13 protein-coding genes are annotated in these 15067 nt (G+C 69.7%); 11 read left to right on the top strand and 2 right to left on the bottom strand.

The window, feature by feature from the left end:
* Nucleotides 1-103: 103 nt before the first annotated feature.
* Genes ABD357_RS36695 through ABD357_RS36705 form a run of 3 tightly spaced genes read left to right on the top strand, consistent with a single transcriptional unit; the run spans nt 104 to nt 1251 of the window.
* On the top strand, nt 104-526 hold the full coding sequence (locus ABD357_RS36695) for a YkvA family protein (RefSeq protein ID WP_344395613.1): 423 nt from the start codon (nt 104-106) through the stop codon (nt 524-526).
* 6 nt (nt 527-532) lie between these two features.
* Nucleotides 533-970: a sulfite exporter TauE/SafE family protein gene (locus tag ABD357_RS36700; protein WP_344395614.1), complete on the top strand. Its 438-nt coding sequence runs from the start codon at nt 533-535 to the stop codon at nt 968-970.
* Nucleotides 967-1251 carry a hypothetical protein gene (locus ABD357_RS36705; RefSeq protein ID WP_344395615.1) on the top strand — a complete coding sequence of 95 codons (285 nt, stop codon included), beginning with the start codon at nt 967-969 and terminating at the stop codon, nt 1249-1251. The genes ABD357_RS36700 and ABD357_RS36705 overlap by 4 nt, the downstream gene beginning before the upstream one ends.
* Nucleotides 1252-1271: 20 nt before the next feature.
* Here the strand turns inward: ABD357_RS36705 and ABD357_RS36710 are convergent, their stop codons facing one another.
* Nucleotides 1272-1838, bottom strand: a complete 567-nt coding sequence (locus ABD357_RS36710) for a Chromate resistance protein ChrB (RefSeq protein ID WP_344395616.1) — start codon at nt 1836-1838, stop codon at nt 1272-1274.
* 440 nt (nt 1839-2278) lie between these two features.
* Between ABD357_RS36710 and ABD357_RS36715 the strand changes: the two genes are divergently transcribed.
* The 7 genes from ABD357_RS36715 to ABD357_RS36745 all read left to right on the top strand — a co-directional run bounded on the left by ABD357_RS36715 (nt 2279) and on the right by ABD357_RS36745 (nt 12750).
* On the top strand, nt 2279-3250 hold the full coding sequence (locus ABD357_RS36715; protein ID WP_344395619.1) for a 2-dehydropantoate 2-reductase: 972 nt from the start codon (nt 2279-2281) through the stop codon (nt 3248-3250).
* Nucleotides 3247-5190: a molybdopterin oxidoreductase family protein gene (locus ABD357_RS36720; RefSeq protein WP_344395620.1), complete on the top strand. Its 1944-nt coding sequence runs from the start codon at nt 3247-3249 to the stop codon at nt 5188-5190. Before ABD357_RS36715 ends, ABD357_RS36720 begins: the two co-directional genes overlap by 4 nt.
* Nucleotides 5191-5194: 4 nt before the next feature.
* Nucleotides 5195-7318, top strand: a complete 2124-nt coding sequence (locus ABD357_RS36725; RefSeq protein ID WP_344395621.1) for an NAD(P)H-dependent oxidoreductase subunit E — start codon at nt 5195-5197, stop codon at nt 7316-7318.
* A gap of 31 nt (nt 7319-7349) precedes the next feature.
* Nucleotides 7350-8210, top strand: a complete 861-nt coding sequence (locus ABD357_RS36730; RefSeq protein ID WP_344395622.1) for a 2Fe-2S iron-sulfur cluster-binding protein — start codon at nt 7350-7352, stop codon at nt 8208-8210.
* A gap of 7 nt (nt 8211-8217) precedes the next feature.
* Nucleotides 8218-9108 carry a formate dehydrogenase accessory sulfurtransferase FdhD gene (fdhD, locus tag ABD357_RS36735; RefSeq protein WP_344395623.1) on the top strand — a complete coding sequence of 297 codons (891 nt, stop codon included), beginning with the start codon at nt 8218-8220 and terminating at the stop codon, nt 9106-9108.
* 454 nt (nt 9109-9562) lie between these two features.
* The gene (locus tag ABD357_RS36740; protein WP_344395624.1) at nt 9563-11503 is read left to right on the top strand and encodes an exo-alpha-sialidase; all 1941 of its coding nucleotides are present in this window, start codon (nt 9563-9565) and stop codon (nt 11501-11503) included.
* Between the two features lie 11 nt (nt 11504-11514).
* Nucleotides 11515-12750, top strand: a complete 1236-nt coding sequence (locus ABD357_RS36745) for a DUF4185 domain-containing protein (RefSeq protein ID WP_344395626.1) — start codon at nt 11515-11517, stop codon at nt 12748-12750.
* Here ABD357_RS36745 and ABD357_RS36750 read toward each other — a convergent pair.
* Nucleotides 12689-13726 (bottom strand): bile acid:sodium symporter family protein, encoded by a 1038-nt coding sequence (locus ABD357_RS36750; protein WP_344395628.1) that lies wholly within the window; start codon nt 13724-13726, stop codon nt 12689-12691. The two genes, ABD357_RS36745 and ABD357_RS36750, sit on opposite strands and share 62 nt — an antisense overlap.
* Before the next feature lie 148 nt (nt 13727-13874).
* On the opposite strand from ABD357_RS36750, the gene ABD357_RS36755 reads away from it, so the two are divergent.
* Nucleotides 13875-14741, top strand: coding sequence for a LysR substrate-binding domain-containing protein (locus ABD357_RS36755; RefSeq protein WP_344395629.1), 867 nt, complete (start codon nt 13875-13877; stop codon nt 14739-14741).
* Nucleotides 14742-15067: the final 326 nt, after the last annotated feature.

Consider the following 15067-nt stretch of genomic DNA (forward strand, 5'->3'; position numbering starts at 1 on the left):
CTACGGGGGAGCGGCCCCGCAGCCACTGGGGATGTTACACCCGTAACATGGCGCCTGGAGGTGGGCGTCGTGCCCGCTCGGACAGCGACCGCCGGAGTGAGCGATGAACGACGTGTGGCAGATCCTGATCGGCATCGCCGTCGGCCTGCTGGCGTGCTGGCTGATCCTGCTGGCCGCCCTCGCTCTCGCCCGGCCCAAGGGCAATCTGCTCACCGAGGCCGTCCGCCTCCTGCCCGACCTGCTGCGCCTGGTCTCCCGCCTCGCGCGTGACCGTGAACTGCCCCGCCGCACCCGCGCGTTGCTGTGGGTGCTGGCCGGCTACCTGGCGCTGCCCATCGACCTGGTGCCCGACTTCATCCCGGTCCTCGGCTACGCCGACGACGCCCTGGCCATTGCCCTCGTGCTGCGCTCCGTCATCCGCCAGGCCGGAGCTGACGCTCTCACCCGGCACTGGCCGGGAACCGACGACGGACTGGGTGTCGTCCGCCGCCTCGTCGGCCTCCCAGCCGCCGCTTCCCAGCAGTAGCCGCGCGTGGTCCTCACCCTCCTCGTCGCCTCGGCCGCCGCCTTCGCCCTCGCCCTGGTCTCGGCGGTGGCCGGGTTCGGCGGCGGTGTGCTGCTCCTGCCCGTGTTCACCGCCCTGTTCGGGCTGCGCGTGGCGATTCTGGTCCTCATCCTCGGGCAGATCGCCACCAACGCCAGCCGCACCGTGCTCAACCGCCGGGACCTGCAGTGGCCGCTGATCGGCCGCTTCGCCCTGGGTGCGGTCCCGCTGGCCGTCGGCGGGGCGCTGCTCCTCGCGCACGCGCCCCTCGCGCCGCTGAAGCGACTGCTCGGCGCCTTCCTCATCGCGGTCGTCATCTGGCGGCGCCGCAACCCGCACCCCACACCGCCGTCCGACACCACGTTCACCGCCATCGGGGCCGCCTCCGGCCTGGGCTCCCCCTGCTCGGCTCGGTCGGCGCGATGACCGCCCCGTTCTTCCTCGCCAAGGGGCTCACTGGTGGCGCCTACATCGGTACCGAGGCCGCCGGCGCCCTGACCCTGCACCTCACCAAGACCGCCGCGTACTGCACGGGCGACCTGCTCTCCGTACGGGTCCTGCTGCTCGGCGCGGCGCTCACGCCCGCCACCCTGGCCGGCGCCTGGGCCGGCAAACGCCTCGTCACGCGGATCAGCGACCAGTTGTTCGTCCGTCTCGTCGAGGCCGGACTGGTCATCTCCGGACTGCTGTTTCTGGCCGGGCTCTGAGCGGCACATTCGATGCCGTGCTACGAGGACGGGTTCGGGCCGTCCGCGTCCTCACCGGCCAGCGCCGCCGTCTCGAACGCGGCCAGCGCCTCACCGGCCCGCGCCAGCTCGGCCCGCACCAGTTCGCCCTGCGGGGCGGCGAAGTAGTCCCGTGCCTCGATCTTCCCCACCCACGAGCAAAACCGCTCCAGGTCAGCCTCCGACTCCTCCACCTCCGCGAAGCCCGCCCGCCCGCGCCCGGACTCCATCTTCAACTCCGCGAAGAACGACGGCAGCCGCTCCAGCACCTCCACGTACTCGCGGTCGACTGCGGCGGTCATCTCCCCGGCGAGCTCACGCCGCTCGTCTTCGTCGGCAACCTCGATGTGCATCACCCGCATCCGCCCGCCGTCGGCCCGCACCCGCTCACCCAGCTCCGCTACTACGGCAGCAACCGGGGGCCGGTCGGGCAGCAGACACACCGACTGCTGCAGATACAGCGCCCCCAACCCCTTCAGCTTCCGCCACACCTGCATCCGCAACGACGCCGCCGCACCGGCGGTCGTCACCGACACCAGCAGCCACCGCACATCCACCTCACTCACCACACCGCGACCGTAACCCGGCCGCCGCATCACGCGCCGACCGACCGAAAGCGCGGCGTAAACGACGGAATCCAAAGCGGACGAACTCACGCGCGCATCCGTCCCACTCGTCGCGACCATCTCCTACCTGATCGCCTGCATGAGAATTGCGCTGGTCGGGCCCCTGACCGCTGCCGGGCGAAGCCGTCATACCTAGTGACCAGGTTGCGTCCACCCGCCAACTGCCGATCCACGGAACCGCCAACTTCGAATCAAAGCCCGGCTACGACCTGCGGCTCGTTCTCCGAGCCCCGCCAAACAGCGTTCAAAGTCACACAAGGCTGTCCCAGCTGCTGCGCGACCCCTTGCTGGCCCAACCTCCATACTGTAGACAATATTCGGTCGACAGATTTCGACACCACAGTCACCTCCGCGGTATCCCTCGACCGAACGGAGACCCTCCAGTGAAAGTGGCAGTCCTCGGCGCCGGTGCGATCGGCGCCTACGTCGGAGCCGCGCTGCATCGCGCGGGCGCCGACGTGCATCTCATCGCCCGTGGACCGCATCTGGCGGCCATGAGGCAGCACGGAGTGCAAGTGCTCAGCCCGCGCGGGGACTTCACCGCCCGAGCGCACGTCACCGACGACCCGGCCGAGGTCGGCCCGGCCGACTTCGTCTTCCTTGGGCTGAAGGCCAACTCGTACGCGGCGTGCGGGCCGCTGATCGAGCCGCTGCTTCATGACACGACGGCGGTGGTCGCCGCGCAGAACGGCATCCCCTGGTGGTACTTCCACCGGCACGGCGGCCCGTACGACGGCCATCGTGTGGAGAGCGTGGACCCGGACGGCGCGGTCAGTGCGGTGCTCGCGCCCGAACGGGCCGTCGGGTGCGTGGTGTATGCCGCAACGGAGCTGGCGGGACCAGGAGTTGTACGCCATCTCGAAGGCACCCGGTTCTCCATAGGCGAGCCCGACCGCTCGGTGTCGGCGCGGTGCACCGCGTTCAGCGAGGCCATGCGGGCGGGCGGGCTCAAGTGCCCGATCGAGCCCGACCTGCGCAACGACGTCTGGCTCAAACTGCTCGGCAACATCTCCTTCAACCCGATCAGCGCCCTCGCCCGCGCGACCATGCGGCAGATGTGCCTGCACGGCGGCACCCGCAAGGTCATCGAGATCATGATGACCGAGACGCTCGCGGTCGCCCGGGCACTGGGCTGCGAGGTCGGGATCTCCATCGAACGACGGCTGGCCGGCGCCGAGCGCGTCGGCGATCACCGCACCTCGACCCTTCAGGACCTGGAGCGCGGCAAACCGCTCGAGCTCGACGTACTCCTCGCCGCCGTCGTCGAGTTGGCGGAGATCACCGGGGTCGAGGTGCCGACGCTCCGCACCGTCCACGCCATCTCGGATCTGCTCGCATTGAGGACCGCCGCATGAGCCGTATGAACCGTACGAACAAACGCGACCGAACTCCCAAGACGTACACCCGACTCACGCACCCACTCGTCCGTGACTCGCGCGACGAGCCCTTCCGGCGCGCCGGCTGGGACGAGGCGCTGGACCGCGCCGCCCGCGGGCTCTCCGCCGCCCGTGGTGCGTTCGGGATGTTCTCCTGCGCCCGCGCGACCAACGAAATGAACTACGTGGCACAGAAGTTCGCGCGCGTCGTCATGGGCACCAACAACGTCGACTCCTGCAACCGCACCTGCCACGCTCCGAGCGTCGCGGGCCTGTCGGCCGCGTTCGGCTCGGGCGGCGGGACGTCCTCGTACGGGGAGGTCGAGCACACCGACCTCATCGTGATGTGGGGCTCCAACGCCCGTTTCGCGCACCCGATCTTCTTCCAGCACGTGCTGAAGGGGATCAGGAACGGCGCCCGTATGTACGCCGTCGATCCGCGCCGTACCTCCACGGCCGAGTGGGCCGAGAGCTGGCTCGGCCTGAACGTCGGTACGGACATCCCGATGGCGCACGCGATCGGCCGCGAGATCATCCACGCGGGGCTGGCGAACGAGGCCTTCATCGAGCGGGCGACCACCGGTTTCGAGGAGTACAGGCAACTCGTCGAGCCCTGGACGCTCTCGCTCGCCGAGAAGGTGACGGGCGTACCGGCCACCGCGATACGGGAGTTGGCGCACGCGTACGCCCGCGCCGAGCGCGCCCAGCTGTGCTGGACCCTCGGCATCACCGAGCACCACAACGGCACGGACAACGTACGCGCGCTCATCAACCTGTCCCTGCTGACGGGTCATGTGGGGCGTTACGGCTCGGGGTTGCAGCCCCTGCGCGGCCAGAACAACGTGCAGGGCGGCGGTGACATGGGGGCGATTCCGAACCGGCTGCCCGGCTTCCAGGACATCCTGGACCCGGACACACGGCTGAAGTTCGAGTCCGCCTGGGACACCGTCATCCAGCCGCACTACGGGCTGAACCTGACGGAGATGTTCGAGGCGATGGAGGAGGGCACGCTCAAGGCCGTCTACTGCATCGGCGAGAACCCCGCCCAGTCCGAGGCCGACAGCGAGCAGGCGGTACGGCGTCTGAAGGCCCTCGACTTCCTCGTCGTGCAGGACATCTTCCTCACGAAGACCGCCGAGCTGGCGGACGTGGTGCTGCCCGCAACCGCGGGGTGGGCCGAGACGGACGGCACAACGACCAACAGCGAGCGGCGAGTTCAGCGCGTACGGGCGGCCGTGACTCCACCCGGTGAGGCCCGCGAGGACATCGACATCATCTGCGAGCTGGCCGCCCGGCTCGGCCACGAGTGGAAGTACGCGGACTCCGAAACCGTATGGAACGAGCTGCGTTCGGTGTCGCCGGACCACTACGGGATGACGTACGAGCGCCTGGAGGAGCACCAGGGCATCCAGTGGCCGTGCCCGGACACGGATCGGCTGGAACCGACGTACCTGCACGGACGGTTGTGGGATGCGGATCCGGCCCGTCGCGGCCGTCTCGCGCCCTTCGGGCTCGTCCAGCACGATCCGCCCGTCGATCTGACGGACGAGGAGTACCCGATCCGTCTGACCACCGGGCGGCGGCTCGACTCGTACAACACCGGTGTGCAGAGCGGCGGTTTCGCGTCGCCGCTGCGGCGCGGGGAGTACGTCGAACTGTGTCCGGAGGATGCGGAGCGTTACGGGGTCGTGGTGGGCGAAGAGGTCCAGGTGTCGTCCCGACGCGGTGCGGTGGTGGCGCCGGTGTGGGTCGATCCGGCGCTACGGCCCGGGCTCGCGTTCATGACCATGCACTTTCCCGACGAGGTGGACACCAACCAGCTGACGATCGAGGCGAACTGCCCGATCGCGGGGACGGCGGAGTTCAAGGCGTCGGCGATCCGGATCGAGAAGCTTCCGGTTGCGACTCAGGTGAGGTGATCTGGTGGATCTGCACTTCGGTGACAGCAAGCCCACGGACGAGGAACGGGCGGCGGTCGATGCGCTGCTCGGGCCTCCGGAGTCGTCGTGGGAGGGCGCGGACCGGTCCGACGCCGACCTGAGGTGGGCACGTGGGGGCCGTGCGGCGCGGGATCGTCGTGACCTGCTGTTGCCGGGGTTGCACGCGATCAACGATCGCGTGGGGTGGATCAGCGAGGGTGCGCTGGACTACCTGTGCCGACGGTTGACTGTGCCGCCGGCGGAGGCGTACGGGGTGGCCACGTTCTACGCCATGTTCTCGGTGAAGCCGCGGCCCGCGACGGTGCTGCACGTGTGCACCGATCTCGCGTGTGTGGGGGCGGGGGCGGCGGAGTTGTGCGCGGGGGTCGAGGCGCGGCTGGGGGTCGGGAGCGGGGTTTCCGTGGAGCGGAGTCCGTGTCTGGGGTTGTGTGAGCGGGCGCCGGCGGCGTTGGTGGTGCGGGCGGGGGCGCCTGCGGCAGGCTCTTTCCCCACCCCGCCCCTTCCCGAAACTGGGGCTGCGCCCCAGAGCCCCGCCGGGGCTCCGCCCCAGACCCCGCCGGGGGCGCTGCCCCCGGGCCCCCGCTCCTCAAACGCCGGAGGGGCTGATTTTGCGCTGCCGAACTTTGTCAGCGCAGGCCCGCATCAATCAGCCCGTCCGGCGTTTGAGGACGAGGCCGCCAGGCCGATGGGGTCCAGGGGCGAAGCCCCAGGGTCGGGTATGGGAAGGGGTGGCGGGAGCGCTGCATCCATTAGCGGCTCCGCCGCGGGCCCAAGGGCCACCGCCGTCGCCGCCCCCGCCACCGTCGAGTCCACCGTCCTCGCGGCCACCTCCCCCGGCGCCGCACCTGACGAGCCCCCCGCGTCGACAGCCGTCCCCCAGTCCGGTGACCCGGCACTGCTCCTCCTCCACCGCATCGAAGCCGCCGACCCCGCCTCCCTCGACGACTACCGAGCCCACAACGGCTACACGGCCCTGCGGCGGGCCTTCACCCTCGGCCCCGCCGGCGTCATCCGCGAGGTCACCGACGCGGGCCTCGTCGGCCGAGGCGGCGCCGCATTCCCCACCGGCCGCAAATGGCAGGCCACGGCCTCCCAGCCCGACCACCCTCACTACCTCGTCTGCAACGCCGACGAATCCGAGCCGGGCACCTTCAAGGACCGCGTGATCATGGAGGGCGACCCGTACTCCCTCGTGGAGGCGATGACGATCGCGGCGTACGCGATCGGCGCGCACAAGGGCTACCTGTACCTGCGCGGCGAGTACCCCCGCGCTCTCGAGCGCATGGAGCACGCCATCGGTCAGGCACGCGCGCGTGGCCTGCTCGGCGACGACATCCTCGGCCAGGGCTACGCCTTCGACATCGAGATCCGCCGTGGCGCGGGCGCTTACATCTGCGGTGAGGAGACCGCCCTTTTCAACTCCATCGAGGGCTACAGAGGAGAGCCCCGCTCGAAACCGCCCTTCCCCGTAGAGAAGGGTTTGTTCGGCAAACCCACTGCCGAGAACAACGTCGAGACACTGGTCAACGTGCTGCCGATCCTCACGATAGGGGCCGAGGCGTATGCGGCGATCGGCACCGGGAAATCCACCGGTCCCAAGCTGTTCTGCGTATCGGGAAGCGTGGACCGTCCCGGTATCTACGAGCTCCCGTTCGGCGCGACACTGGGCGAACTGCTGGACTTGGCAGGCGTACGTAAACAATTGCGCGCCGTCCTCCTCGGCGGCGCGGCCGGCGGCTTCGTACGCCCCGACGAGCTGGACATCCCGCTCACCTTCGAGGGCACGAGGGAGGCGGGCACGACGCTCGGCTCGGGGGTCGTGATGGCTTTCGACGACACCGTTCCCCTCCCCCGCCTGCTACTCCGTATCGCCGAGTTCTTCCGCGACGAGTCGTGCGGCCAGTGCGTGCCGTGCCGGGTCGGGACCGTACGCCAGGAGGAGGCTCTGCACCGCATCGCCGAGCGCACGGGCCCGGACGCGGCCGGCGACATCGCCTTGCTCCGGGAGGTCGGCCGCGCCATGCGGGACGCCTCGATCTGCGGTCTCGGGCAGACCGCGTGGAACGCCGTGGAATCCGCCATCGACCGCTTGGGGGCGTACGAATGACCGCGACCTGCCGCAGCACAGGAGCCGCCGTATGACCGTGACGCCACTGGGGATTCCGCGTCGTCTGCTGGAGTTCACCATCGACGGCGAGGAGGCCAGGGTCCCGGAGGGCTCCACCATCCTCGACGCCTGCCGGGCCGCCGGGAAGGACATCCCGACTCTCTGCCAGGGCGACACCCTCACCCCCAAGAACGCCTGCCGCGTCTGCGTCGTGGAGGTGGAGGGTTCCCGCACGCTGGTCCCGGCCTGTTCCCGCAGGGCCGAGCCCGGTATGGAGGTGCGGACCGACACCGAACGCGCCCGCCACAGCCGCAAGATCGTCCTCGAACTCCTCGCCTCCTCGGTCGACTTGTCGACCACACCCCAGGTCGCCGAGTGGCTCAAGGAGTACGAGGCCAAGCCGGACCGTTTCGGCCCGGAAGCGGCCCGGCTGAATGAACAGCCAAAGATCGACAATGACCTCTACGTCCGCGACTACGACAAGTGCATCCTCTGCTACAAGTGCGTCGACGCCTGCGGCGACCAGTGGCAGAACACCTTCGCGATCTCCGTCGCCGGGCGCGGCTTCGACGCCCGTATCGCGGTCGAGCACGACGCCCCGCTCACCGACTCCGCCTGCGTGTACTGCGGCAACTGCATCGAGGTGTGCCCGACGGGAGCGCTCAGCTTCAAATCGGAGTTCGACATGCGGGCGGCGGGTACGTGGGACGAGTCGGCGCAGAGCGAGACGACCACGGTATGCGCGTACTGCGGAGTGGGCTGCAATCTGACCCTGCACGTGCAGGACAATGAAATCGTGAAGGTCACCTCGCCGCACGACAACCCGGTGACCCACGGCAACCTCTGCATCAAGGGCCGTTTCGGCTACCAGCACGTACAGAACCGGGGCTGATCAGAACATGGGACGAGTCACGGAACGACGCAAGGTGATCCGTATCCGGGACGGGGTCATCTCCACCCGCCCCGACACGCTCGTCGCCGAGGAACCCCTGGAGATCCGGCTGAACGGCAAGCCGCTCGCGATCACGATGCGTACTCCGGGGGACGACTTCGCGCTGGCGGCGGGGTTCCTCGTCAGTGAGGGCGTACTGGGCGAGGCCCATGAACTGCAGAACATCGTGTACTGCGCGGGCGCGACCGGTGGGGGCACCTCCCGCTCGAGCGGAGCCGAGAGTGGGGGAGGCTCCAATACGTACAACATCGTCGACGTGAAGACCGCGCCCGGCGTCGTGATCCCCGACATCACACTCGAGCGCAACGTCTACACGACCTCCTCCTGCGGCCTGTGCGGCAAGGCGAGCCTCGATGCCGTCCGTACGACGGCACGGTGGGCCATCGACGACGGCGAAGCCGCTCCGGTCCGGCTCCAACCCGAGCTGCTCGCGAGCCTCCCCGACCGGCTGCGCGCATCCCAGCGGGTCTTCGACCGGACCGGGGGTCTGCACGCGGCGGCCCTGTTCACGGAGGACGGCGAGCTGCTCGACATCCGCGAGGACGTGGGCCGGCACAACGCGGTCGACAAGCTGGTCGGCCGCGCCCTCCAGAACGGCGCGCTTCCGCTCTCCCGCACGATCCTGCTGGTCTCGGGCCGGGCCTCCTTCGAGCTCGCCCAGAAGGCGGTGATGGCGGGCATACCCGTCCTGGCCGCGGTTTCGGCGCCCTCGTCCCTCGCGGTGGACCTGGCGGCGGAGTCCGATCTGACCCTCGTCGGCTTCCTCAGGGGCGCCTCCATGAACGTGTACGCGGGCGAACACCGGATCGCCCTGCGGACCGCGGCCGCCCACGGCTGACCGGCTCCCCGCGACACGGCGGCGGGGCCCCGACCGGCGGGGAGCGCCCCCTGCGCCGCGATGGGGCTCCGCCTCAGTCACGCCGCTCCTGGGGGCTCCGCCCCCAGACCCCCGTATCGGCCTTCGGCCTCGTCCTCAAACGCCGGACGGGCTGATCTATGCCGACCGGAGCCACAAAGTTCAGCCGCGGCATCGTCCTCAAGGGCCGCAAGAAGGCTGAGCGATCATCTGTTGCTCCGTCAGAATGAACTCCTCCACCCACAGCACCTGACCTCCCCCATCCGTGGCCCCGGACGAATCACAGTCGCCGCACGGGCATTCGTGATCACGGAACGGACGGAACGACCGCTGCACGCTTCTTGTGAGCCCACTGAGAGCCCAAGTAGCGTCTGTGGCGCGCACGTTGGACGTGGGATGTCCAGATGTCCGGACGGATGAAGGGGCAGGTCGCACCATGCCGTCAAGTGTTCGCGCACGTCTCAGAACCACCGCCATCGCAAGCGTCACCACCGCCGCGTTACTCGCGCTGTCGCCGCAACCAGCTCCAGACCGGGTCCAACCGGCCGCAGAAACCACCGGGTTCGAGCAGCAGGTCCTCTTCAAAGCCTCTCAGGATCCCGGATACGCGTGCTTTCGGATCCCCGCCGTCGTGAAAACGACGCAAGGCACGCTGCTGGCGTTCGCCGAAGGCCGGGTGAACGACTGCAGTGACGCCGGCGACATAGACATCGTGCTCAAGCGCTCCACGGACGGCGGGCGCACCTGGAGTCCCCTCCAGGTCGTCAACGAGGGCGGGGGCGACACCCACGGCAATCCCGCCCCGATCGTGGACCGCGAGACCGGGCGCATCGTGCTGGCGGAGACGTACAACACGGGCCGTACGGACGGTCGCAACTGCGACGTGCCGTGCGACCGCACTCCCCATATGCAGCACAGCGACGACGACGGGCTCACCTGGTCCGAGCCGCGCGACCTCAGCGACGAGATCCTGCCCGACCACTGGAACTCCTGGTACGCGACCGGGCCCGTGCACGGCATCCAGCTGAGCCGTGGCCGGCACGCGGGGCGGCTCGTCTTCGGTGTCAACACCGAGACGTGGAACGGCGAGCGAAGCGAGATGGGGGTCCCCCCGGCCGGAGGCTGGGGGAGGGTCTCCGCCAATCATGCCGCGCTGATCGTCAGCGACGACGGCGGCGACAGCTGGCGGATCGGGGCGACGGACTCCTATCCGATACCGGCAGGCGGTACGTTCCGCCAGAAGCCGTCCGAGATCACCATGACCGAGCGCGCCGACGGGGTGATCCTGATCAGCGGCCGTGAGCAGGACGGCACCGATCTCGGCCACCGCACGCAGACGTTCAGCCGCGACGGCGGCAACAGCTTCACCTCGCCCTTCCGTACCCAGCCGGACCTCTACACGCCCCAAGTCCAGGGTTCCACCCTGCGGTTGGGCGACCGGCTCCTGCTCGCCTGCCCCGCCGATCCGGACCGGCGCCGGACGATGATGGTCCGCTCCTCGTACGACGGGGGGCGCACCTGGGACAGCGTGGACCGTGGCACGGTCGTCACGACGGACTGGTCCGGCTACTCGGACATGGTGGGCATCAGCGGTGACACGGTCGGCCTGATGTACGAGGGCGGGGCCGTGGACGCGCGCGACGAGATCCGTTTCGCACGGTTCACGGAGGACTGGCTGCAACCGCGTCGCGGCCCCGACCCCAAGACCACCGATCTGGTGTCTCCCACGCGTCCCGCGGCGGTCCTCGGCGGCGCGCGCCCGACGGACGGTGTGTTCGGCCGGGCGATGGAGTTCGACGGCGCCGACGACGCCGTACGGCTGCCGTATCACAGTGAACTGCCGCTGGGGACGAAGGACTTCACCGCGTCGCTGTGGTTCCGCTACACGGCCACCAGCGGTGAGCAGCCGCTGCTCTGGATGGGCGGGGTCGGCACCACACAGCCGCAGGTGTGGCTGCGCGGTGAGCCCGCTTCTGATCGTATTCAGGGCCTGATCACGGTCCGGGACGGCGCGAGTGCCCCGCAGTCCGCCTCGGTCCGCACAAGTGGCGCGTACAACGACGGGCAGTGGCACCACCTGGCGCTGCGGCGCGGCGGAGGGGAGCTCACGCTGTTCATCGACGGCACGCCGATCAGCACGGCGGACGTGCCGGGTTCCGTGAGCCGTAACTCGCCGTTCGGCGCGCACATCGGCCAGAAGCCGGACAGCCGGGCGCACTTCGCGGGCGCGATCGATGATGTGCGCGTCTACGACCGGGCGCTCAGCGACACGGAGTTGACCGGAGTCGGCAGCGCGGGCAGCACGGGCGGTTCGAGCTCTGTGACGCGGGACACCGTCCTGTGGCTGCCCATGGACCGGGTGCGCGGCAGCAACTAACGTCCCGTGCCGTGCCCGACGACTCACGAGTACGACACCGTACGGGGGCCGGGCTTGGACTGTTCCTTGCCCTGGTCCTCGGGGCGGTGCTGCTCACCGCCCTCCCGGAGGAAGAAGACGGCCGGGAGGGCGCCTGCACGCCTCGTACGGTCTCGTCCTGGGCGGCGGAGGGGGGCCTCACCGCCGAGTTCGCGCGGTACGGCGACGACGCCTCGCGGGCCGACGACTGGACCGGCGGCGACGGCACCCACTCCGTGCGGCTGCCGGACGGCCGGGTGCTGTGGCTGTTCTCGGACACGTATCTCGGCCAGGTGTACGGCCCGCCGAACCCGGTGGGCGAGTCGTTCGCCTGGCGGGACCAGAACGCGCCCCTGGTGCGCAACTCGGCCGTGGTCATGTCGGACGGCCGCCTCCAGAGCACCCTGTCCGCGCCGCTGTTCCCGGACCCGGCCCCCGGTCAGTGGCGCTGGCCGGTCGCGGCCAAGGTCGAGGCCCGCTCCCCCGGGTCCTCGGACAAGGTCGTACGCGTCCTGCTGTGGACCCGTACGAACGGCACGTACCCCTGGATCTACGGCGTCCCCACCGCCACGGAGGTGGCCACGCTCTCGCTGCCCGATCTGAGGGTCGAGGGCATCGTCAAGGTCCTCGACCAGCAGCAGGTGCGGGATCCGGAGCGGCGGGTGCTGTTCGGGACGACGGCGGCGACCGGTGACGAGGACTGGACCTATGTTTTCGGCGGGGACGACGGGCAGGCCGCCTCCCGGCCGGCCTCGAAGGCATACGTGGCGCGCGTGCCCCGCGACCGGCTGTCGGAACCGGACGCGTGGGAGTACTGGGACGGCGGGCGGTGGTCCGCCATCTCGTCGCGGATGAAGCCCGTGCTCGGTGACGGGCAGCGCAAGGGCGTGGGCAGCGCGTTCACGGTCGTGCGGGACCGCGGCACGTGGGTGCTGTTCACGATGGCGGCGGGCGCCGAGGGGCTGACGACCGTCACCTCGTACTGGGCGTGTTCGCCCACCGGTCCCTGGCGCGGGCCCACCAAGGGCTTCAGCCCGCCGCTGCCCGAGCAGAGGTCGTCAGTCGCGGCCTACAACCCGCAGGTGCACCCGGCGCTCGGCGGGCGGCTCGTGCTCAGTTACGACGTCAACTGGCTGGACGCGACGGGGACCGCGGCGCAGTCGAATCTCAGTCGGAACGTGTCCCTGTACCGACCGCGATTCGTGACGCTGAAGCTGGGCTCGGGCTGAGGTCCGGTTCGGGGTCGCGGGAGCGGCGCTTGGCGATCACCGCGCAGACCATGAGCTGCATCTGGTGGAAGAGCATCAGCGGCAGCACGGCCAGCGAGGCCTGCGCCCCGAACAGCACGCTCGCCATGGGCAGTCCGGCAGCCAGGGACTTCTTCGACCCGGCGAACTGGATGGCGATCCGGTCCTCACGGCTGAAGCGCAGCGCCTTCGAGCCGTACCAGGTGAGCGTGAGCATCACGGCGAGCAGCACCGCCTCGACCGCGAGCAGCCCGGCCAGCCGCAGCGGGCTGACCTGGTGCCAGATGCCCTGGACCATGCCTTCGCTGAACGCGGCGTAGACGACCAGGAGTATCGAACCGCGGTCGACGAGTCCGGTGATCCGCTTGTGACGTGCGATGAACTCCCCGATCCAGCGCCGCAGCACCTGCCCCGCCACGAACGGTACGAGCAGTTGCAGCACGATCTTGAGGATCGAGTCCGCGGAGAAGCCGCCGCCGGTGCTGCCGAGGAGCGTCGCCGCGAGCAACGGGGTGATCACGATGCCCGCGAGGGAGGAGAAGGAGCCCGCGCAGATCGCGGCGGGAACATTGCCGCGCGCGATGGACGTGAACGCGATCGACGACTGGACCGTCGACGGAACCAGCGTCAGGAAGAGCAGTCCGATGTAGAGCGAGTGCGTCAGGAACACCGGTTCAAGGCCGCGGGCCGCCAGACCGAGCAGCGGGAACACCACGAACGTGCAGGCCAGGACGGTGACATGGAGCCGCCAGTGGCGCAGCCCGTCCAGGGCCTCGCGGGTCGACAGGCGTGCCCCGTACAGGAAGAAGAGAAGTGCGATCGCGCCCGTCGACACCCCGGACGCGACATCGGCCGCCGCCCCCCGGGCGGGCAGCAGCGCCGCGAGACCCACCGTCCCGAGCAGGAGCAGGATGTACGGGTCGATCGGCAGCCAGGACGGCCACGTCAGGCGTTTCACGGTGCTCCGTTGCTGAGTCGGTTCTTGTACGCCGGTCTGTCGCTCTGGACACAGGATCGTGCCCTCTCCATGGTCCCCCCTCGGAGCGTGATCGGGAATCCGGCATACACCTCTGACTGTCATCACGGATCGCGATAGCCTGGGGAGCGTGTACGACCCTTCACACCTGCGTACGTTCCTGGCCGTGGCCCAGACGCTGAGCTTCACCCAGGCCGCCCGGCGCCTCGGGCTGCGTCAGTCGACGGTCAGCCAGCATGTGCGCCGGCTGGAGAGCACGGCGGGGCGGCAGCTGTTCTCGCGGGACACCCACTCCGTGGAACTGACGGAGGACGGCGAGGCCATGCTCGGCTTCGCGCGCCGCATCCTTGAGGCACACGACCAGGCGGCGGCGTTCTTCACGGGGACGCGGCTGCGCGGCCGGCTGCGCTTCGGCGCCTCCGAGGACTTCGTACTGACCCGCCTCCCCGAGATCCTGGAGGGCTTCCGGCACGACCACCCCGAGGTCGACCTGGAGCTGACGGTCGAACTCTCGGGCACGTTGCACGAGCAACTGGCCGACGGAAAACTCGACTTGGTCCTGGCCAAACGCCGCCCCGAGGACCCCCACGGCGAACTCGTCTGGCACGACCGCCTGGTCTGGATCGGCGCGGAACGCCTCCGGCTGGATGCCGCGCGTCCGGTGCCGTTGATCGTCTATCCGCCACCGGGGATCACCCGGGCTCTGGCGCTGGAGGCCCTGGAACGCCAGGGCCGCCCCTGGCGCATCGCCTGCACGAGCGGCAGCCTGAACGGTCTCATCGCGGCCGCACGGGCGGGCCTCGGCGTGATGGCCCACTCCCAGGGCCTGATCCCTCCGGGCCTGGTCCGAGTCCCACCCCGAGCAGGCCTCCCCGAACTGGGCAGAGTCGACTTCGTCGTAACCCAAGCCACCCGCCGCACCCAGTCGCAGGGCGCCGCAAACGCCCTGGCGAACAGAATCCTTCAGGGCGGCGTCAGCCTCCACACCGGCCGCTGAGGCGGGTTCAGCCCGCATAGCGGAAGCCGGGGAAGCGCCCCTTCAGGGGCGCGGGGCTGTGTCAATTTGCGGCTCCGCCGCGTGGGCGCGACCAGCCACAAACAACCCGCACGAGCCCACCGCCCCAAAGGGCACCCGCCCCACGCGCACCAAGCGGACCGTATTCGTACAGATTCCGTGGAGATTACGAACCGGAAACCTACGCACCCGTAAGAATTATGTCCCGACCCACGCCGTTGAAGCCACAAATAAGGCCCTGACCAGCACGTATAACACAACGACCGCACAAGCCACCGCTACTCCCGCGACAGCGCCACGTGGGGTAG

This window comes from Streptomyces vastus, from assembly GCF_039532825.1.
In the GTDB taxonomy this organism is placed as follows: domain Bacteria; phylum Actinomycetota; class Actinomycetes; order Streptomycetales; family Streptomycetaceae; genus Streptomyces; species Streptomyces vastus.

Excerpts from the sequence above, each read along its gene's own strand:
- fdhD (WP_344395623.1), top strand. The coding sequence starts at position 8,218 with ATGGGACGAGTCACGGAACGACGCAAGGTGATCCGTATCCGGGACGGG.
- ABD357_RS36720 (WP_344395620.1), top strand. The coding sequence starts at position 3,247 with ATGAGCCGTATGAACCGTACGAACAAACGCGACCGAACTCCCAAGACG.
- ABD357_RS36730 (WP_344395622.1), top strand. The coding sequence starts at position 7,350 with ATGACCGTGACGCCACTGGGGATTCCGCGTCGTCTGCTGGAGTTCACC.
- ABD357_RS36740 (WP_344395624.1), top strand. The coding sequence starts at position 9,563 with ATGCCGTCAAGTGTTCGCGCACGTCTCAGAACCACCGCCATCGCAAGC.
- ABD357_RS36705 (WP_344395615.1), top strand. The coding sequence starts at position 967 with ATGACCGCCCCGTTCTTCCTCGCCAAGGGGCTCACTGGTGGCGCCTAC.
- ABD357_RS36695 (WP_344395613.1), top strand. The coding sequence starts at position 104 with ATGAACGACGTGTGGCAGATCCTGATCGGCATCGCCGTCGGCCTGCTG.